We start from the raw sequence: 19,575 nt of genomic DNA on the forward strand, positions 1-19,575 counted from the left end.
AAGACGAGGCATGCTGTCCCTCTCCCATGCGACACGCGTCCCGAGCAGCACGACTCCGCGCAGTCAGAGTCATAGCATCGGTGCTATGGACTGGGTAGCGTGGAGCTGGAGCCTGAAGTCCGAGACTGGCTGGAGGGATTGCCGACCACACAATTCGCGAGAGCCGCGTTCTATATCGACCTGCTCGCCAGCTGCGGAGCCCTCCTCGGCGAGCCGTACACGAAGCAGCTCGACGGCAAGCTCCGGGAGCTGCGGTTCTATCTGGACCGCGATGCGGTGCGAGTGACGTACTGGATAGCGTCCGACCGGCGGATCATCCTGTTGACGGTCTTTCGGAAGACCCGGATACGGGAAGAGCGTGAAGTCGAACGCGCACGTCGGGCGTTTGAGCGATGCGTGACGGAACGGCACACGGTGAAGGAGGGGGCGGAGTGATGAACGATCGCGCTGACTGGAACGAACTTCGAGAGCGTCGGATGGCCGAGCTGGGTGCCGCCGAAGCCTATGAGGCGGCGCGCATAGCCTTCGAGCTCGGCCAGACGGTGCGGCAGCTGCGGAAGCAGAACGGGTGGAGCCAGACCCAGTTGGCGAGGGCGGCTGGCATGACGCAGTCCGCCGTCGCCCGATTTGAGGCAGGGGGCACCGTGCCGACCCTGGCTGTCCTGGAGCGCCTGGCCCGCGCCCTGGGCATGAAGCTCGACGTCAGGTTTGCCCAGGCGGCAGATGCGGCCTGAACGTCAAGGACCCTACCGGCGCGAGTCGCCCGGCTCGCCGTTGTGCGTCCATTGCTGGCTTCAGTAGCGTTTTGCCAGCTCATAGCATCCTAATCTGTCGGGCGAGGGCCGCCAGGTCGACACCCAACGTGTCGCTGAGTTCGCGTACCTCGGGCGGGCTCGGAGCGAGTGGTCGGATGCGGGCACCGGGTGGCGGCCCTGGGTATCCAGCGGCTAGCGAGGCCGGGGTCCGGGTGCCCGAGAGCTGATACAGCCGCCATACGACCGTCTGCGAGTCCGCCAGCACCATCGTGTGCCCGACCACGGCGATGAGCACTGCTGACCCGGGCTTCCTGACAATCACGACCACATGGTCGCGGACCCGCCGTAGCTCTGTCGCCACGTGCGCCGCTGCCCGGTACGGGTTCCGGAACTCGCCCGCCACGTGCCATACGCCGTCGCTGGCCTTGACCGTCAAGCCGGCCTCGGCGAGGACCGCGTGGGCCTCCGCGTACGGGTCGCGGCGAGCCTGCTGGGCCAGGGTGATGATGTCCCACAATTCCGCGCTGGTGACGACGCGGGCGTAGGGCTGGGTAGCGGGCAGGAGCAGTTCCTCGGCGAGGTCGGCGCCGGCCTCCGCCACCCATTCTGCGGCCTCCCGCCAGGCGGCGGTGGCGAGAGTGTCCGCCTCCCGGCCGCCGTGCAACTGGGTGCCCTGGCGCAGCGTCGCCATGGCGACCGCGAGCAACGCGAACAGGCGGTCGAACGCCTCGGGCGGCAGCTTGTCAAGGGCGTCGTCGTCGGGGACGAGGGACCGGACCAGCCGGCGCAGACCCTCCCGCCAGTTCTCGGCCTCCTGCCACACACCGGCGGCCAGTAGCGTCAGGAATAGCGCGGCGATGGTCATCCGTAGCGGCATCGGTGGCGGGGCGGTTCCGTCGTCGGCCCCGGTCGGCTCGGTCACTGCGGCGACCCAACGTGCCGCAAAGCGCTGGTACCGGGTTCGCTCGTCTGGCGGGACGGTTGGCACCGACGCCTTCCCAGCCTCCGTCTCCTCCTCCGTCAGGTTGTCGAGGACGGCCTCGTCCTCGTCCTCGGCGACCTCGCTCTGGTCCGCGTCGTCGATGGACCAGGCGATTCCCCTGGCGGTGCCCGTCGTCCGGCCATGCGGAAAGACCAGCCGGGACAGACCAGGCCCGAGTAGCCGGTCGCAGTCCTCCAGGAAGTCCGTCCACCGGTCGCTCGATCCGACCGGCACGCTCACGGTGGTTCCCGTCGAGGCTCCGGTGCGCTGGTCGCCCGTGCCGACCTGCTCCACCAGACGGTCCAAGTCCCAGGTGAACCGCTGGGCCAGCACAGGGTCGGTGAAGATCTCCACCGGCTCGTACGGCTGTGACAGTCGCGCGTCGTCGCCGACGTCCCGGCGGGGCCGGCAGCGGGACGGGTCGGTGACGAAGACGACGGCGGACTCCCGGCGCACCCCGTCGACGTCGAAGACCGCGCGGACCGCCCCGCCGGTCAGCTCTGGGACCAGGAAGCGGGCCGTGACCTGGCCGACGGGTACGGTCCCGATGCCAAGCCAGGTGCCGGGCACCGCCGATGGTGAGGTCTCGACGAGCACCGGCGCCCCGGCCGGCGCGGCGAGTTCCACCACGAGGGTGCCGTCATTCAGCGCGCAGCCCAGGAGCACCGGCGCCGAGCCGCCGGCAGCCGATCCCGAGGACGGCAACGATGTCAGCTTCCGGACCGCCGATTCGGGCTGCTGCTCGCCCTCGTCGGGGAACAGCGAGTCGGACTGTGGGGCGAGGACCGCCAGCTCGCAGTTGCCGCCCTGCGCCGTGCTGAGCAGCAACGCGGACGTGGTGACGTTGGCGCTGCCGGTTAGGCCAGCGACCGTGCCGTCGGCCGTACGCCATTCGATCAGCTTGCCGTGCCGGACAGGTCCGCCGGCCAGCACGGTGAACTCCTGGTCCACGACATCCTCGACGGCCCGGACCAGGGCAGCGCCGTCGAAGATTCCGATGCCGGGCTGCACCGCGACCCGCACCGACCGTGGCTTGGCGCGCCGGGTCACCGCAGTGACCGCCCGGGCGGGCGGATCGTAGAACGGCGCGGAGATGCACAGCTCCTCCACCGGGTCTGTGGGCAGGTGGTCCAGCAACGGGCGGCGCAGGTTGCCGTGAGCTCGTGCCCCCGACCACTGCTCGTCCAGGGTCGCCGGCCGCATCCGCTGGGCCACGTGCCGCAGGGTTGCGGCGATCCAGCTCGCCATGCCGACCACATCGGGTAGGTCGTGCAGCCAGTCCGCCACATCGGCGATCAGCTCTGGCCCACGCTGCCGACTGCCTCTGGCGACCACCCACAGCTCCCGGTTGTAGCCCCACCCGGACAGCGTCGGGTTGCCCGAGCCGACGGCCAGCCACACGTCCTCTTCGCCGCTTAGTACCACCAGCTTTGGGTGGAACGCCCGCCGGCAGACCGCGTGCCCGTGCTGGTACGCCACCCCGGCCCGCCGGACGTCCACGGGGTCGTGCACGGCCTGCCCGGCGTCACCGAGGATGGTGATTCGCGCGCCGAGCGCCCGGGCCGTCGGGATGGCGAACTTCTCCAGGAAGCCGAGGTCAACCGTGTACCCGGTGATGACCACCTCGTGCAGCCGGGCCCCGTCGACCCGATCCCGCCACTGCTCCAGCAGGGTCAGCGGCGATCGGAACGACCGCTCCACCCCGCTCATGCCGGCAGCTCCAGCAACCGCTGCGCCCACGGGGTCACCGGTTCGGCTACGTCGGGAGCGAGTAGCCCGACCTGCGTCGCGATCCCGGCGAGTTGGTTGATCCGCAGGCCGATGTTGCCGCTACCTTCCGACGAGTCGGCGAAGTACGCGCTGTTGCGCTCGTGTAGCCGGCTGAAGAGCGAGATGGTGCCGTCTCGGTTCAGCGTCACCTTACGCAGCGCCACCCGCCGGGACTGGGCGAGCATGTCGTCGACCAGCCGCCGGCCCAGCTCCGCCAGGGGACGCCGGGCGAACTCCCGCCGCAACTGGGCGACCCAGGTCGGGTCGAGATATGTGGGGCGTTTGCCCTTGAACGAGAACAGGGTCGTGCCGGTCAGCGAGTCCAGCCGCCGGGCGCCCAACAGCAGTAGCGCCACGTCGGTGAGCACGCCCGGGCCGGCGCTCCGCAGGCCGTCCTCAGCCGGTGCCGGGTCGCCGTACACGTCGACGACCGTCGGCAGGTCGGCCTCGAATGCGGCGAGCGGCATGTCGGGAAGGTGCGCGGTGACCCACTCGTGTAGGTGCTCCCGGGAGGCCGTCCCCGCCTCCCGGACCTGCTCCACCAGCGCCGCCCAGAGACGTCGCCATGCCCCGACCGAGTGGTGGCGCAGCACCACCCCACGCCACGCGGCGGTACGCTCTTCGCCTGCGAGCAGGGGGTCCTCCCGCGCCGCCGACCCATACGCCACGCTGGCAATGAACGCCCCCAGCCAGGTTTCGGCGTCCGGGTTGAGCTGCCCGGATCGGGCCAGGATGCGCAGGGTGGCCCGCCTGGTCGCGTCGTTTCCGGTCCACAACTCCGGGTCGTGTCGCCCATCGCCGGTCGCGCTGAGCACCTGACCTAGCGGCTCCAAGTCGGGGGTGCCCGCGTCCTGCTGAAGGCTCAGTTCGCCGAGCGCGGGGGAGGGAAGCGACAACCCGCCGCCCTGGTCGGCGGCGGCGATCAGCGGGGCGTAGAACGCGGCGACCTGTGGCGGGCAGGGGTGCCGGCCGGCCCGCAGCGCGCCACCGTGTACCGCCACCGTTCCGAGGGCGACGCTCGGTCCGTTGTACTGCGACCAGAAGCCCCAGCTGCGCGGAGAGTAGGAACCGGCCCCGGACGCGTCCGCGATCGAGAACTCGTCGCCGTCGTCGGGGCCGAGCCGGAGATACGCGTCTACCCCGTGCGCCAGGCCCGGCGGACCGTCCGCGCTGTCGTACTCGACGGAGATCCGGGCTAGGCCAACCTCCGCGCGGCGAACGAGCCGCCGGCACGCCTCGCGGTCCAGGCTGGTGCGCTCGGCGTGGGCGGCGAGTGCCCAGTAGAGACTGTAGTAGCGGGCATACCGGGTCACCGTGGAGACGCCCGGGACCAACATGTCGACCGCCGCCATCACCGGTGCCTCCACGGCGAGCGGGTACCGCCCGGCGCGGGCCAACAGCCCTGGCTTGCACCAGTCCGGCCCCTCGATGATGGACTGGCCGGGTGCTGCCGGGGCATCGGTGGAGGGAAGCGCCATGCCGGCCATCCTCGCCCGTGAGGAGCGCTCGTGGAATACCCCATCGGGGCCTAATGAGAACCATTCGGACGGGGCTGGGTGACGGGCAGGTCCCTTCGACATCGGCGAAGGCAACCTCGGCTATCGAATCCCTGACAGAGGGGTGGTGTGTCGCGGAGCGCCGACCTGGGCGGCCGATGACTGCTGGCCGACGGAGCAGGGACCGGCAGGTGGCCGAGGGTTGGCCCAGCAGGCACAAATGCCCTGATCATCGGAAAGTAGCGGACTCAGGCGACATCACCGGCACAGGCAATTGATGCACCGTTACAGGATATTGACGGGTTTGATCGTAAGTCGAATGGAGTGTCGAGGCTGCCCGATCGACCGAGAATGGTCAGGATTTCAGTGCGCGCTAGAGAACCGATTCAGGTTCCAATGTCTACCGCTGGCGGCGGAAACAGCAGCACTCGGACCTCGGGCAGCTCGTCGAAGGCGGCCTCGATCAGCGGTCGGACCTCGTCCCAAATCAGCCCGCCGTTTCCGCAGCCGAGGGCCGGCACCGCGATTGATTCGATCCGCCGTTCCCGGACGACCCGAACCAGGTCTACCAGGCCCGCCCGCACGCCGGCGAGCGTCGATCCGGATCGCCAGTGCCCCTTCGTCGGAAAGTTGACCACATACCGGCGATGGCCCTGGCGGCCCGAGTCGAAGACCAGCATCCGGCCTAGCTCGACCTTTCCCGCCTTGCATGCCGCCCGGTATACGGCGTAGTTGTCGGGGTAGGCGTGCTTGAACTGAAGGGCGATGCCCTTGCCCATCACACCGACCGTGTTGACCGCGTTGACCAGCGCCTCCACATCGGCGGTGAGCAGATCACCACGACCCACCTCAATCACCCTCGCACCTCCTTCGGCCCAAGAAGCCCAAGAAGGTGGTACCAGGCCGGTACGACACCGGCCGGCGCAGCCCCGTCAGGGCGTCGGATCCGGGACGGGGTAGGCCGGTGGGGCAGGCTGGGAGGTGATGGTCGTCGTCGGGCCGGAGGCGCCGCCCGCCGTCGAGGCGGAGCATGTCATCACGGCCGTGCTGGCTGACCTGGCCGCGAACGGCGGGTGGCGAAAGCGCGCCGGATCAGGAACGTCCTCTGGCGCTGGCAGCGCGACCGGGCGCGAGCGCGACACGACGGATTGCTGGGTGATCCCCGATAAAGGGGCCGGGCACCTGCCACCAGATCGGTGACAGGTGCCCGGGGTTGTGCCGGGTCAGGTCAGGCGGTGCCGCCCGGCTGGACCACTCCGTTGACCTTCAGCGTGTACGGCGCGTACTGGTTGACCTGCTCGGTCGGCTCGTCGTAGGCGACCACGGCGACGACCTTCGGGAACAGGCTGAGCAGGGCCAGTTGCGCCCGGCTCAGCGTCAGGCTCGACCTGCCGTCGAACTCGAACTGGGCGGCGATCGAGTGCTGCTCGTCGATGCCGATCAGCCGCAGGTTCCAGTTGTTGACGGTGATCGGCTTGATCTCCGTCGGCGAGTCGAACGGGGCGAGGCTGGTGCCGTCGCTGACCGCCGTGCCGCCGACGGTGATGTCGTCGACCAGCAGGCCGCCCTCGTTGACGCCGCCGTCGCTGACGTAGCGGAAGCCGAGCAGGATCGTCTTGCCGGCGTACGCGGACAGGTCGTACGAGTGCGCCTCGAACCCGTTGGTCGTCCCGTTGAGCGCCGGACCGAACGGCCCGTCGATCGTCTTGTCGCCGGGGATGGCGGTGTAGGTCGCGCCGCCGTCGGTGGAGACGGTGACGTAGCCGTAGTCGAAGCCGAACTCCGCACCGTACTTGGCGGCGAAGCGCAGCGTCGGGTCGGCGGTCGGTACGGCGACCGACGTGACCGCGGCGGCGTCGATGTTGTTGGCGTTCCCGGACCACAGGACCGGGTTACCGGAGCGGTCCGGGTCGTTCGGCACGACGGTCCACGCCAGCGGCAGCGGCGGCAGCGTCGTGGCGCCCTGGAACGACAGCGACCGCAGGTCACGGCCGCGCAGGAGCTGCCCGTCGGCCTTCTGCAGCGGTACGAAGTCGGCCCCGTTCGGCGCCGCCCCGGGGGCGGCGTTGGCGGCCGGGTTGGCCAGGTTGACCGTGGAGCGCAGGCTCGGCGTGGTCACCCGGCTCTTCGGTACGCCGAGCATGATCCCGCGCCGCGAGTCGCCGACGATCTTGTCGACCAGCGTCATCGTCTGGTAGTCGTGGATGACCTGGTACATCTTGCTGACGCCCTTGGCCTTCAGCGCCGCGTCCAGGCTGGCCAGGCCCTGCCGTTCGCCGTCGTTGTGCAGCCGGGAGATGATGTCCGTGCCGTACCGGTCGTACAGGAACTGCATGAACGAGTACGCGTTGCCGTAGTCGGCGAGCACCGCGTTCGGGTTCGGGCTCTCGCCCCACAGGGTGAGCGAGTTCTCCGGGCCGCCGCAGTCGCGCGGGTTGACGTTGTACGGCGTCTGCACCGTGCCGAAGCCCTGGTAGCAGTAGATGTGGCTGTCGGCTCCCCGGTCGAAGACGGTCGTCGTGGTGTCGACGTAGCCGGTCAGCGTCTGGGCGAAGTCGGCCAGGCCCTCGTTGACCCAGTTTCCCTCGAAGGGGTCGGTGTAGTAGTGCGCCAGGTGCTGCCACTCGTGGGCGAAGGTGCCCTCGTAGTTGAAGGGGCGGGCCGGGCGGCTGGTGCACAGGTCGTCGGTGGGCTCGTTCGGCGGGTTCGCCCCGGTGCGGTGGGCCCAGTCGAACGCGTCGATGGTCATGACGTTGCGGTCGAACAGCTCGTTGAACTGGGCCGAGAAGAAGCCCGCGATGTAGGTCGGGCTGGCCGGGAACTGGTAGAAGTTGTCGTCCCGGACGTTGTCGATCAGGGTGACCGTCTTGTTGCCGCCGCCGGTGTAGTCGCCGCCGTTGCCGTTGGCGTCCGGTCCGAGCAGGGCGTTGGTGCCGTCACGGTCCGGCGGCGTGCTGAACGCGGCCGTCTCCTTCGGGTACATGTTGGTGTCGAACTCGTGGACGAAGCTCGCCACCTGCTCGTCGGTGATCTGCGTCGACGAGGGGATCTGGGTTCGGCAGTCGCCGGCCGGGAAGGCGATGTCGTTGGCGACCCACACCTCGACGTTGTTGCCCGAGCCGCGCAGCGTGTAGTCCTTGCGGTAGAGCTGGCCCTGGAAGTCGTCCATCCCGAGCCACTGCCGGACGGTGCCGACCGGCGGCGTCGTAGCGGCGGACGTGGTCTTCGAACGTTCCTGCGCGCGCGGCTGGTAGCGGGCCGGCGTCTCGACCTTGCGGCCGTCCAGCGTGAGGTCCTTGCGGGTGAGCTCCCGGGTGTCGCTGGGCTGAGCCTGCTTCGCCACGGCCTGCCCGGGCGCGGCCGTCGCGGCTGACGCGGGAAGGACGCCCATAAGTGGTAAGACGAGTGTGATGGCTGCTGCACCGGCGATGCGGCTGCGTGCCATGGGCCCCCCTTTGGGATGGTGTGAATCCGGTTGACGGGGTCGCCGTCATAATCCACCGGGATGACATTCATGTTCGTACTGGTATTGATTGCCTTTGGCAATCGTCCTACCGCACGATCCGTCTTCACCGAGCCGGCTCTCCTGCCCCGTGGACCGCGTGCTCTCTATCGCAGCCGTGCGGCGGCAAGCGGTAGATACTGCCGTGTCGGTGGCTGCGGGTAGGGTGCGCAGCACCTGGTGGGAGGGGAGATCGATGCTCGGGCTGGAGGTGCCGCCCGCCGTCGAGGCGGAGCGGGTCATCACGGCCGTGCTGGCCGACCTGCGTTCCGGCGAGCATCGGGGCGTGGTCGTCGACTCGCCGCCCGGCGCCGGCAAGTCGACCCTCGTGGTCCGCGCCGCCGTCGAGTTGGCCGCCGCCGGTGAGCCGCTGATCGTCATCGCGCAGACCAACGAGCAGGTCGACGACCTGATCGACCGGCTCGCTCGCAAGGCCCCCGGGCTGCGGATCGGCCGTCTCTCGGCCACCGACTACAAGCCGACCGATCGGGTGAAGGGTCACGACACGGTCCGGGTCGCCGCGAAGGTCGCCGATCTCGGCGGGCCGGCGGTCATCATCGGTACGGCCGCCAAGTGGGCCATGGTCACCGACGGTTCCTGGCCGTGGGCGATCGTCGACGAGGCGTACCAGATGCGGTCGGACGCCCTGTTGCGGGTGGCCGGCAGGTTCGAGCGGGCGTTGTTCGTGGGGGATCCTGGGCAGCTCGATCCGTTCTCGACGGTCGAGACCGCACGGTGGACGGGTCTGACCTGGGATCCGATGCAGTCCGCGGTGGCGGTGCTGCTGCGGCACAACCCGGAGCTGCCGGTGTACCGGCTGCCGGTGTCGTGGCGGCTGCCCGCGTCGGCGGCGCCGGTGGTCGCGGCGGCGTTCTACCCGTTCACCGGGTTCCGCGCCGGGACGGGTCGCGACGACCGGGCGCTGGCGTTCACGGAGTCGGGGCCGGGGGACGCCGTCGACACGGCGGTGGAGCTGGCGGCGTTGTCGGGCTGGGCGCTGTACGAGCTGCCGGAGCGGCACACCCTGCGTACCGACGCGGAGGCGGCTGCGGCGTGCGCCGCCCTGGCGCTGCGGGTGTTGCGGCGGGGCGCGGTCGCCGTCTCCGAGCACGCGCCGGCCGGCACGCTGGTCACCGCTGACCGGATCGCCGTCGGAGCCGCGCACCGCGACCAGGTCGCGGCCATCCGCGCGCGCCTCGGCGAGGCCGGGGCGGGCATCACGGTGGACACCGCCAACCGGCTCCAGGGCCGCGAGTACGACGTGACGATCGTGCTGCACCCGCTGTCGGGGCGGCGGGACGCGACGGCGTTCCACCTGGAGTCGGGGCGGTTGTGCGTGCTGACGTCCCGGCACCGGCACGCGTGCGTGGTGGTGGCGCGGGCGGGGATCGCGGAGCTGCTGGACGCCCACCCGTCGACCGAGCGGGTGCACCTCAACGTCCCGGTGAAGTTTCCCGACGGCTGGGAGGCCCACCAGCATCTGCTGGCCAGGCTGGCGAAATCGGCGTCCACGGTCTGACCGTGGCTCTCGTCGACGGCTGCCCTACCGATCACTCCTGCCTGGCGGCAATCGAACTCTGGGCGGTATTCGTGACCGCTCTGATGCCGAAATACGAGGTCGTTATCACGCTGATGGCGGTGAAGGCGCTGGTCAATATGGCTACGGATTGAGCGTCCGCCGCATCCGCATCCATGATGATCAGACCAACAATTGCCGCGGCGGCTATCGCGGCGTCACCCAGGACCACCACGAGCAGCCCTGCCACCGCGCGCACCCTCTGTATGCGATCGGAGCCTTCGGTCGACGAGGGCCGCGAATTGCTCTTAGGATTGTCACCGGCAGGTGAAGCGGGCTCCTGGCTCGGCGGTGGACCGGGAGGTTGAGCCGAACTGTTGAGCATGACAGCTCCAATCGCAGTCGTGCACGCCGCTCCTCCTCAGTAAACACTCGGCTGTCTCGCTGTCGCTGAAGTTCCGCCCGGCCGACCGGAGCCTTGCGCCGAAGCCGCCCACGAAGGTTTGAACCTCCGGCGCAGGGGGATACCGCGCGGGCTGTCCTGAAATGGCTCCTGCCGCTGACCGCCGGGCAGGTGCTGAGGATGGCCGTCGCGTCGTCCGTGTCCGGCACCCGCTCGGCAGTCGTACCACCCTGTGCGGTCGCGAATCACAAGCAGGTAAGGAGCTGATCCCCGTGGCCATTGAGGACCACTCGAAAGCGCTCGCGGTCGACATCTTCAACCAGATCATCACCCAGATCAAGGAGAGCCGACCGACCCGCACCGACGGCACGGCGACCACCGGCTTCGTGTATGCCCAACTGCATCCCGGCGAAATGATCAACCCGCGCGACTACGCCCGCCCGTGGAGCCCGATCGGCGGCACTCCGCCTACCCCCGGGATACCCGGGCCGCCCAACCCCGGCTCGGCGGCGCCACCGGCGAACGACGGCATCAAGCGCGCGATGGAGGCGACGTTCCGTACGGGCGAGAAGTTCGACAAGCTGCTCATGGTGACCAATGACGGCACCGCACAGTGGTACGGAGGTGGCCGACACCTGGGGATCCAGTACATGGGGCTCCTGGCGGCCATGGAAGCGTGCCCGCTGCCGGAGCGGTCGGAGAAGGACAAGGAGGACATCGCCAAGGCCCAGGCCGTCCTGTTCAACGCGGACCGCACGGACACTGATACGTACAAGCGGTACAAGGAAAACCAAATCGCATACGGCAAGGCGAAGGGTGAATACGCCAGGGCGCAGAACCAGATCTTGAGCGACCCGGCCCAGGCCGACTCCTGGGGCCTGCTCTCCGACGAGTTCCTGGCAAAGGTCAATCAGGCGTACGACACCTGGAAGACGCAGGGGGCCGAGGCGGTCGAGGGTGCCCTGGCCACCTTGAACTCCCTCGGCATCCCGCTCGAGCAGGGCATGATCGAACGGGCCAGGAAACAATTGGAAAGCTGGATGCTGCCGGTCGTCGGCACGACCGCCAAAGCGGCGTACACCTACCTGGACCCCAGTGAGTGGGCGACCTTGGAGGCCAACGACATCGGCTGGAACACGCTGACCCGGGCGGCGGGTGACTACCGCACCCACTACGAGAAGCACGGCTACAACCTCAGCACCGGAAACTGGAGCGGCAGTTCCTCGTCGAACAGCGGCAGTGTCGGCATGTCGATCGTCGGGTTCGGCTTCGGCGGCACCTATTCCGACTACGAGAGCTCGACCCAGAGCCAGTTCTCCGACACCGCCTGCGACGGCACCAAGATGACCAGTAACGCCGAGGACCTGTCCATCGAGTTGCAGTACGGGCTGATCGAGATCAAGCGCCCGTGGCTGACCACCGACCTTTTCTACATGCAGAACTGGTTCCTGCGCGGAGAGCGCAAGGGTGCGATCAGCGACGGCACCATCGACGGGCAGGTCGGCGAGGCCGGCAAGGACCGGCGGTTGCCGATGCTCCCCACCCACGTGCTGGTGGTGCGCAACGTACGCATCACCACCAAGAAGTGGGGCAGCGTGCAGGACACCTTGACCAGCTACTGGAACAAGCACTCCGGCTCCGGCAGCAGCGGGGGCAGTTCGTTCGGCGGCAACGTGAGCATCCCGGTGTTCGGGCCGCTGGCGGTCACCGGGGGCTTCTCCCACACGGACGGCCGTTACCAGGGCGACTTCAAGGACGAGGGCGGCAACGACGTACGCGCCGACTACGGGTCCTGGTTCGAGGGGGACTCGTTGGTGATCAACGGCTCGAACATCATCGCCTACCTGAGCGAAGTACTGCCGTTGTCGCCGCCGCAGGACGACCCGAGTCTGCCCAAGCCGTAGCGCGTGCCGGGAGAGGAGCTGACCATGCCCGTCACACTCGACGACCTCGCCGCCCACCTGAAAGAGTTTTTCGCGAGCAAGTTGCCGGTCACCGGCGGCGAGGGGCCAGGCAGCGTCTTCCTGGTCTTCGACAGCCTCGGTCGGCCGCTGTCCGCGCAGGAGTTCACCGGTCCCGACGGCGCGGCGAGCAACATCCGCTCCCGCCAGCGGGCGGCGGACCTGGCCGACCAGTTGCCCGCCGCCAACGCGCTCAAGAACGGTTGGTTCCTGCCACGCGGTGGCGGCCGGCTGTCCGCCTGGTACGAGAACATTGTCCGCGCGAGCGCCGGCGCGCCGCCCCCCGCCAGTGACGCCGAACGGGCGGCCTTCACGGCGGCGAAGGACGCCGCGGTCCGGGCGCTGGACCACAACAAGCTTCCCGCCCCCGTGGGCATCGCCACCCTGTACGAGACGTCGATGTCGCCGCCGGACTGGTTCACCGCCGAGGCCGCCGGCTGGAACACGTACTCGGTGGGGACGGCCCCGCCCGCAGAGCCCGCGGCACCGGCGACTCCGGCCGCACCACCCTCAGGAGGAGGGGGCGGGTCGGGCGGCGTGCTGGGGCCCGGCAACATGCCGCAGTTGATGTCCGCGCCACTGGTGTCCGAGCAGCCGGCGGGGACCAACCCCGCCGGTCAGCCTCAGTTCACCTTCCAGGTGCCGAAAGACCCACAACAGGCAGACCTGGTCAACTACGTGGCGTACGCGGCGCAGAGCGAGCCCGCACCGGCGGCGGCCGAACGGCCGGCCGAAGTTCAACGCCTGATGCCGGCCGAGCTGACCGAGGCGGGCCAGCCTGCCCCGACGCTTGCCTCGATCGCGGCGAGAGCACCGGAGGTGACCGCCCAGCCGGCCGGGGCGGAGATCGATCCGCAGCTCGGCGCGGCCCTCGGCTGCCAGGCGGCGGCCGTGGCGGTGGACGGCGAGACGGTGCCCACAGCCGCAACGTCCGGCCAGTTCGCCGTTTCGTTCGAATACTGCCATGTGCAACTGGAGCGGCCCTGGTGGAACGAGCCGTTCCTGCACCGCTCCGACTGGTCGGTGCCGGGGTACGCGGCGGGAAAGATCAGCAGCGGCTCGGCCACCCAGCCGGAGGGTGAGGTCTCCCTGGTCACCGTCGGCATGCTGGTGATTCGCAATCTCACCATCACCGCCACGTGGAGCGGAGCTGACCTGGAGACCCTGCCGCGCAGCACCAGCCTCGGTCCGTTCTGCATCGCCGCCGCCGACTTCGACAAGGCCAGCGGGACCTTGACCCGCAAGGGTCTGCAGGTGATCGGCTGGCTGTGCCTGGTACCCCCGGTGCTGCCCCCCAAGGGGTGACCCCCGGTCCAAGCTCGAACGGCCCGCCAACGTCCGGGATGGTTACCCGGGAGTTGGCGGGTCGTTCATGTCAGCCACCCACAACCGTGAAGCCGCGGTTGGTGAGCTCGGAGCGCAGGGCTCCCAGCATGGCCTCGTCCTCGAAGGAGCCGTTCGGGTCCAGGCTGGAGTTCCGCTGGAATTCCCGGACGGCGCTCTGGGTGGAGGGGCCGTCCGCACCGTCCTGCGGCCCCGGCTTGCAACCAAGGGCGAGCAGCGCGCCCTGCACTCCGAAGACGTCGGAGATTTTCATTGCGATCTGCTCCTTGGGCAGCCCTTGGTCCTCGACGATCTGCGCGATCAGCAGGTGCTCCCGGTCGAGATTGTTCCGGATCTTGATGGTCCCCTCGTCCGGGGTGAAGTGGGACTCGGGGGCGGCACCGTTCCAGTCGCGCGCCGCAACATGTTCCTGGAACCGGGGAAATTTGAATGCCGGTCCCAGCCCCCACGACATGCTCAGAACCGCTAGTTGAGCGTTCGCCGGCCAAGTGGCGAAGTCGCGAAACTCCGGACGACCGGTGAGAACGGACTCCATCTCGTCCAGCTTGGCAAAAACGTGGCGGTCGATCTCTTCGTTCTGCACGTGCAACGCGGTCAGTGGCTGGAATGCGAGATGCCCTTTCGGCGCCAGATCGAGGCGTGCCTTCACGGCGTCCCAGTCGGTGGCGACCTGGTCCGGTGTGGCTTCGGAGTCGTTGCCGTCCAGCCAGCGCAACTGGCCGGCAAGAGCCAGCGATGCCGACCGCTCCGCAGGGCTCGGCGCCGAGTTGGCCTTGACCGTCTCATCGATCTTGTTGCCGATGCCGGTGCTCAGCCACCCCTTCTGATCGAGGTACATGAAATGCACCCGTCCTTCGAGTGGATCGTTGAAGGCAATCCAGTAGTTACGGACGCTCTCATGCATGGCGAGGGAAGCCTCCTGTTGTCAACAGTCGCTCACATCCGGGAGCCACGTTTCGGGGTGGTCGATGTAGACGTTGGAGACGTAGCCGCCCTGGGCGCTGAGATGGGCCCAGGCATCGCTGCTCCGGCCCGCCGCGTCCACCTGGTCGCCACGCGTCTGGCAGGACACGTGCACCCTGGTCGGGCCCGCCAGAGTCGTTACCACCGGTGCGCCCAGGCGGGGTTCCTTCCGAACGTTGACGCCATTGCCCCGGGTGGTGAAGTTGGGTTCCTCCGCGCCGCCATCGGGGGCCACCTCGCCCAGCACCGGCAGGGCCCACGGCTGCTCGTCGTCGCAGCGCGGATCCGCCACCACCGAGAGGTGGACATGCTTGTCGTGCGGGTTCGTTCCGTTGTACGGGGCCCACTGCCAGGATCCGGCGGTCGCTATCTGACGGTTGGCGATGACGTACTTGATTCGGGGATCGCGGCTTTCCAGAAGTTGGTCAGCGATCTGCTGGATGTCCAACCCGTGTTCCGGATCGTGGGTGTAATCCCGCGCGGTGACGATTCCAGGCCCGTACCATGGGTTGTGGTCGCTGTCCCGCTTCTGGTGGTCAGCATCCCCGATTGAGCCGTCAGAGGTGACACTGCGGCCGGGAAACCGCGCGTTGAGCTGTGCCAGCAGTACCTCCAAGCTGCGTGCCACTCGCCATCCCATTGGTTGCCCTCTTTCTGCCGTCGCGCAGTCGCATCACGAGCCGCATTCCTGACGCACTTTTCTTTTCTGGCAAAGTCAGAGCCACTTGTCGCGCATGCCGCACCAACCCCGCTTCGCTACGGTCCGATTGGCGGGGGTGTCACGGGTGACACCTGAGCGCCCGTCTACCCGAGGCAAGGCGGCCTAACCCCTCGGCGAGAGCCGCAGGTGGAACGAGGTGGCATGCCAAGAGCAGGGCGGTCATCGCGGTGGCGGCCTTCGTGCTCGCGGCTGGCGTCCACAGCCGCCCGCGCGCCTCCGAGCCTGCTCCGGTCGGCGATGGGGAATCGGCTGGCGTCAGGGCAGCTACCTGTCGGTGGGTCGCCGCCAATGGTCGCCGGGTCGCGGCTGGGCCTGCTCGCCGCCGGGACCCCGGCCACGTTGATCTTTTACCCCCGACGAGTTTGCCGGTTGGGGGTATTTCTGCGGGTAGGAAGACAGGGAAATCTGCTAAGGATGGCGGTGACAGGTGGAAAGCCTCCGTGTCGGAGAGGACGAGATGATCGCTACCCGGCTCGGGCGCCCGGGCGGAGTAATCAGGGGCCACGAGCTAAGCAAGATCGCGCTCGAACACGGAAATAGTGGCCTCCGTCGCGGCGGAAGGCCACTACTTCCCGGATCGAGCGCGATCTTGCAGGCTGGACCAGGCTGGGCCGGACCAGGCCAGAGATGCATCCCACGCAGCATGATTGTTGCGGCGAAGCCGGACATCCCGGATGCGTGACCTGCTCAGCTCGGCGATGGGTAAGCGCCTGGATCTCGCGGAGTACGACGCCGACTTCTATGCGACCGTCGAAGCCGTCGACGGCCCGATCGTCAAGACCGAGCGGATCCAGACGTTCCGCGAGCCGGGCAGCCCGAGCTGGGAGGCGTACGCGGAGGGCCGGTGGCGGGAGGCGCTGCGCATCGCCGCCGAGCCCAACCCGGAGCTGGTGCGGTTCTTCCGGCAACTGGAGGAACGCGGCTCCGGGCTGCGGCGCCTGCGGATCGTCGAGCTGCCACTCACCCCGTACCTGATCTGGGAGCTGCACTTCCTCCGCTACCGGGCCGATGCCGGCGAGCGGATCCGGGTGCTCGACGCCAGTCTCGTCGGGGAGATGGAGGAGGAACACGGCACTGTGCCGGAGCTGATGGTCATCGGCGGGCAGGCGGTGTACGAGGTCAGGTACGACGAGAGTGGCACGCCGGTCGAGGCGAACAAGTTCGTCGACCCGGCGGTAGTCGAAGGCTGCCGAGCGCAGGTCACGGCGCTGCTGGACAAGGCCGAGCCGTTCGACTCGTTCTTCGCTCGTGAGGTCGACGGGACCAGGCCGCCGGCATTCGACGCTCAGTAGCTGCCCGAGGCGATCTCATCTGGTGACGTCTGTTGGGAATCCGCCTTCGCGAGAAGGGTCAGCAGCGTGTCAGACAACGCGGGGGCTGCGGCGATCGTCATTGCCGAGAGCGCATCGTGGCTCGTGCCGTCGCGGTCGACCACCGAGGCTCCCGCCTCCCGTGCTATCGCCACTCCTGCGGCCATGTCCCATGCATGGTTGGACAGGGTCAGCGCCGCATCGATCCGGCCTTCGGCGAGCCACGCCAGGTCGAGGGCGGCCGACCCGGTCATCCGTACCCGTTGTGCCTTTTCGGCGAGCCGAGCCGTCAGTGCGAGACGCAGCCTGTTCTTCGCGGACGCGTCTGGTCCCACTGCATAGTCGCCGATGGCGACGATCGCCTCGCTCAGGTCTTCGACGGTGCTGGCCTTGATCGGCTGGCCGTTGAGGCTCGCCCCATCGCCTCTGGCGGCGGCGTAACGGCTGCCGAGGAAGGGCAGTTCGATGACGCCAAGTACGGCGTCGTCGCGGTGGAGCAGCCCGAGCGAGACGGCGCACAGGGGGATTCCGCGTACGAAGTTGGCGGTGCCGTCGATGGGGTCGAGAACCCACTGCAACTCTGCTAAACCTGTGCAGCCCTCCTCCTCCTCGCCGAGGAAGCCGATGGCTGGTGTTGCATGGCGGAGGAAGGCGCGCAGCTCCCGCTCGATCGTGAAGTCCAAGTCGGAGGCAAGGTCCCGGTCGCCCTTGACGGTCAGCGATCCCGGTGAGCGTCCCCGCATGGCCTCCGCTCCTCGCCCGACCGCCTCGAAGGCAACCGGGAGTAGTTCGGCGTAGCCGCTCACAGCAGCCGATCTCGCTTCCACTGGACCGGCACCCCGATTAGGGCGGACAACTTCGTCAACCCTGACCTCATCGACGTCTGCTGGACACAGTTGCTGACGCTGCTTGACGTTGCCGAGCCGATCGAGTCCTTCTTCCGTCGGGAGGTCGACGGAGCGCGACCGTCGGTCATCGCCCCTGAGCGACTGCCCGAGGCGGCCTCGGGTGGCGACGTTTGAGGGAGTCCTCCACTTCGCTGACGGTGATGAGCTGCCCAGCCCCGATGAAGCGTCGGGCAACCAACAGACCCGCGTCGTGGGCTGCCTGCCCGCCGTGGCTGGCGGAGGCGTCGGTCACCAGCCAGGGGGTCAGATCCCGCTCGAAGGCGTCCACCGCCGACTTCAGGACACAGCTTTCCGTCGCCACCCCGCAGAAGATCAGGTCTGTCCAGCCCTCCTGCTCCGCCAGGTCAGCTCCTTCTGAGGAGAAATACGAGTAGATCCGCTTGTCGATGACCGCTCGTGCCCGGTCTGTATGCGCTGTCAGCTCCGGCACGATCTCAGTCGCTGGCGGGCCCTGCACGGCGGTCCAGTGGATCAGCCGCTCGAAGGGACTGCCTGGGTAGTTGTGGTAGCGGGTGAAGACCACCGGCCGCCCGGCTGCCTCCCAGCGCTCGACCAACTCCACGACCTTTGGGATGACGTGTCGGCTGCGATTGTTGATGAAGCCGTTCTGCATGTCGATGACGACCAGGGCTGCCCGCGTCGTACTCATGCGCTGACCCTGTCACTCAAGGCCTCGGTCTCCCTGAGCGCGGCCTGCGCCTGAACGAGCCGCTCCGACAAGCCGCTCGTGCGCAGAACTGCCTGTCGCATCATGCAGTGCTGTGCGGTCTCGCGGACGCGGGCGGTGGCCAGGCGTGAGTGCGCCGCCCGCAGGAACCGCCAGCCGAACCTCGGAGGCATCATCGGGTCGTGGGTCTCCTCGACTGCGCGCTGGATGTGTCGACAGTAGGCCCAGAGCATCTGGACGTCGATCTCGCAGGCCACCAGGTCATCGACCGGTAACGCACGCTCCGGGGAGAGCGCGTGGTATGCCAATCCGGACCAGCTCGCATAGCCGACCGATACTCCGTTGACGCCGAACGGCTCGACCGCAGCCTGCTCGAACCCCTCGGTCAGCAGCCTGCTCTCGATGTGATTCTCGACCGGTTGCGGTTCTGCGGCCGAATGTCGGTCGACCAGCACCGACGGCAGGCTGATCAACCGGAGCGCATTGTCCAGTTGGTCGCCGGTCCACGCCGACTCGCTAAGGACATACATCGACAGGACGTACTCCGGTTCGACGGCTTTATCAGCGAGGCCGGCGAGCAGGAAGCCGGTGATCTGTTCGGCCGCCCACGGCAGGTCGTCCTCGTAGCTCCTGTAACGCCACGTTGCCAGCGAGCTGAGTCCGGTGAGTTCGAGATCCTGCACCAGGTGCAACACCACCACACCGCAGGCGTACACGTGAGCGGTGCAGCTCCCTTCCGGAGACGGAATTCTGGTTGTCGACACGTCCAGCCACTGATGCGGGCGTGGCGTCAGGGCCGTCACGGAGGCAAGACGTTCCGCCGTTGCCGCGCCCAGGTATGCCGGGATGAACTTGTGGGACTGGACGCGATACCTGCCGGCGGTCTCTCCGCTGGGTTGAGGGCTGTGGCCCAGGGTTGTGCTGAACCTGGCTACTGCCTTGTGTGAAGCCCTGCCAAGCGCCGTGTCGAGGGCGGCCTGCATCTCCGGGCGTGGGCAGACGGTTTCTTGCCCGGCCTCCCACTTCGACACGGTGCGTTCGGCCACGCCCAGGTGCGCGGCGAAGTCCCGGATGCTCATCCGCAGCGCATGCCGCAGAGCCCTGGTCTCCCGGCCGGTCCACCGCTGCACCGTCGTCATCGCGCCACCTTCGGTCACGTCGAGTCGCCTTCGGGCAGCGTATCGGCAGCGGGTGCAGTGCGGTTACCGACCAAGTGCAGTGTGTAGTCATTCTGGCCGAGTATGCCCACGACGAGGGTGGACGCATGGCCCGGGGCG

At 68.5% G+C, this 19,575-nt stretch carries 17 protein-coding genes; 7 read left to right on the forward strand and 10 right to left on the reverse strand.

What is annotated here, in order from left to right; translation table 11 throughout:
* The first annotated feature begins 99 nt into the window (after nt 1–99).
* Both OG617_RS20095 and OG617_RS20100 read left to right on the forward strand, forming a co-directional pair.
* Complete coding sequence (locus OG617_RS20095) at nt 100–435, forward strand: type II toxin-antitoxin system RelE/ParE family toxin (RefSeq protein WP_405094590.1); 336 nt, start codon at nt 100–102, stop codon at nt 433–435.
* Nucleotides 435–734: a helix-turn-helix domain-containing protein gene (locus OG617_RS20100; RefSeq protein WP_405094591.1), complete on the forward strand. Its 300-nt coding sequence runs from the start codon at nt 435–437 to the stop codon at nt 732–734. Before OG617_RS20095 ends, OG617_RS20100 begins: the two co-directional genes overlap by 1 nt.
* 79 nt (nt 735–813) lie before the next feature.
* Here the strand turns inward: OG617_RS20100 and OG617_RS20105 are convergent, their stop codons facing one another.
* The 3 genes from OG617_RS20105 to OG617_RS20115 all read right to left on the reverse strand — a co-directional run bounded on the left by OG617_RS20105 (nt 814) and on the right by OG617_RS20115 (nt 5,860).
* Complete coding sequence (locus OG617_RS20105) at nt 814–3,447, reverse strand: hypothetical protein (protein ID WP_405094592.1); 2,634 nt, start codon at nt 3,445–3,447, stop codon at nt 814–816.
* Nucleotides 3,444–4,985 (reverse strand): hypothetical protein, encoded by a 1,542-nt coding sequence (locus tag OG617_RS20110; protein ID WP_405094593.1) that lies wholly within the window; start codon nt 4,983–4,985, stop codon nt 3,444–3,446. Before OG617_RS20110 ends, OG617_RS20105 begins: the two co-directional genes overlap by 4 nt.
* A 404-nt stretch (nt 4,986–5,389) precedes the next feature.
* Entirely contained in the window at nt 5,390–5,860 is a 471-nt protein-coding gene (locus OG617_RS20115) for a macro domain-containing protein (RefSeq protein ID WP_405094594.1), read from the reverse strand.
* 127 nt (nt 5,861–5,987) lie between these two features.
* Here OG617_RS20115 and OG617_RS20120 point away from each other — a divergent pair, with 127 nt between their 5' ends.
* Complete coding sequence (locus OG617_RS20120) at nt 5,988–6,203, forward strand: hypothetical protein (RefSeq protein WP_405094595.1); 216 nt, start codon at nt 5,988–5,990, stop codon at nt 6,201–6,203.
* 28 nt (nt 6,204–6,231) lie between these two features.
* Here the strand turns inward: OG617_RS20120 and OG617_RS20125 are convergent, their stop codons facing one another.
* The gene (locus OG617_RS20125) at nt 6,232–8,394 is read right to left on the reverse strand and encodes a choice-of-anchor J domain-containing protein (RefSeq protein WP_405094596.1); all 2,163 of its coding nucleotides are present in this window, start codon (nt 8,392–8,394) and stop codon (nt 6,232–6,234) included.
* A gap of 307 nt (nt 8,395–8,701) precedes the next feature.
* Between OG617_RS20125 and OG617_RS20130 the strand changes: the two genes are divergently transcribed.
* Nucleotides 8,702–10,024, forward strand: a complete 1,323-nt coding sequence (locus OG617_RS20130) for an AAA domain-containing protein (protein ID WP_405094597.1) — start codon at nt 8,702–8,704, stop codon at nt 10,022–10,024.
* A 31-nt stretch (nt 10,025–10,055) separates the two neighbouring features.
* Here the strand turns inward: OG617_RS20130 and OG617_RS20135 are convergent, their stop codons facing one another.
* The gene (locus OG617_RS20135; protein ID WP_405094598.1) at nt 10,056–10,271 is read right to left on the reverse strand and encodes a hypothetical protein; all 216 of its coding nucleotides are present in this window, start codon (nt 10,269–10,271) and stop codon (nt 10,056–10,058) included.
* Between the two features lie 296 nt (nt 10,272–10,567).
* Between OG617_RS20135 and OG617_RS20140 the strand changes: the two genes are divergently transcribed.
* Nucleotides 10,568–12,328 (forward strand): hypothetical protein, encoded by a 1,761-nt coding sequence (locus tag OG617_RS20140; protein WP_405094599.1) that lies wholly within the window; start codon nt 10,568–10,570, stop codon nt 12,326–12,328.
* Between the two features lie 24 nt (nt 12,329–12,352).
* On the forward strand, nt 12,353–13,690 hold the full coding sequence (locus OG617_RS20145; RefSeq protein ID WP_405094600.1) for a hypothetical protein: 1,338 nt from the start codon (nt 12,353–12,355) through the stop codon (nt 13,688–13,690).
* Between the two features lie 70 nt (nt 13,691–13,760).
* On the opposite strand, the gene OG617_RS20150 is transcribed toward OG617_RS20145, so the two are convergent.
* Both OG617_RS20150 and OG617_RS20155 read right to left on the reverse strand, forming a co-directional pair.
* The gene (locus OG617_RS20150; protein WP_405094601.1) at nt 13,761–14,633 is read right to left on the reverse strand and encodes a peptidoglycan-binding protein; all 873 of its coding nucleotides are present in this window, start codon (nt 14,631–14,633) and stop codon (nt 13,761–13,763) included.
* Between the two features lie 21 nt (nt 14,634–14,654).
* A complete protein-coding gene (locus tag OG617_RS20155) occupies nt 14,655–15,320 on the reverse strand; it encodes a hypothetical protein (RefSeq protein ID WP_405094602.1) in 666 nt (221 codons plus the stop codon).
* Between the two features lie 767 nt (nt 15,321–16,087).
* Here OG617_RS20155 and OG617_RS20160 point away from each other — a divergent pair.
* Nucleotides 16,088–16,705, forward strand: coding sequence for a DUF6879 family protein (locus OG617_RS20160; protein ID WP_405094603.1), 618 nt, complete (start codon nt 16,088–16,090; stop codon nt 16,703–16,705).
* Here OG617_RS20160 and OG617_RS20165 read toward each other — a convergent pair.
* The 3 genes from OG617_RS20165 to OG617_RS20175 all read right to left on the reverse strand — a co-directional run bounded on the left by OG617_RS20165 (nt 16,699) and on the right by OG617_RS20175 (nt 19,437).
* The gene (locus tag OG617_RS20165; protein ID WP_405094604.1) at nt 16,699–17,529 is read right to left on the reverse strand and encodes an inositol monophosphatase family protein; all 831 of its coding nucleotides are present in this window, start codon (nt 17,527–17,529) and stop codon (nt 16,699–16,701) included. The genes OG617_RS20160 and OG617_RS20165 overlap by 7 nt on opposite strands.
* A gap of 166 nt (nt 17,530–17,695) precedes the next feature.
* Nucleotides 17,696–18,280, reverse strand: coding sequence for an isochorismatase family cysteine hydrolase (locus OG617_RS20170; RefSeq protein WP_405094605.1), 585 nt, complete (start codon nt 18,278–18,280; stop codon nt 17,696–17,698).
* On the reverse strand, nt 18,277–19,437 hold the full coding sequence (locus OG617_RS20175) for a helix-turn-helix domain-containing protein (protein WP_405094606.1): 1,161 nt from the start codon (nt 19,435–19,437) through the stop codon (nt 18,277–18,279). The genes OG617_RS20170 and OG617_RS20175 overlap by 4 nt, the downstream gene beginning before the upstream one ends.
* Between the last annotated feature and the right edge of the window lie 138 nt (nt 19,438–19,575).

This window comes from Micromonospora sp. NBC_01412, assembly GCF_045040215.1.
GTDB lineage: Bacteria > Actinomycetota > Actinomycetes > Mycobacteriales > Micromonosporaceae > Micromonospora > Micromonospora rubida.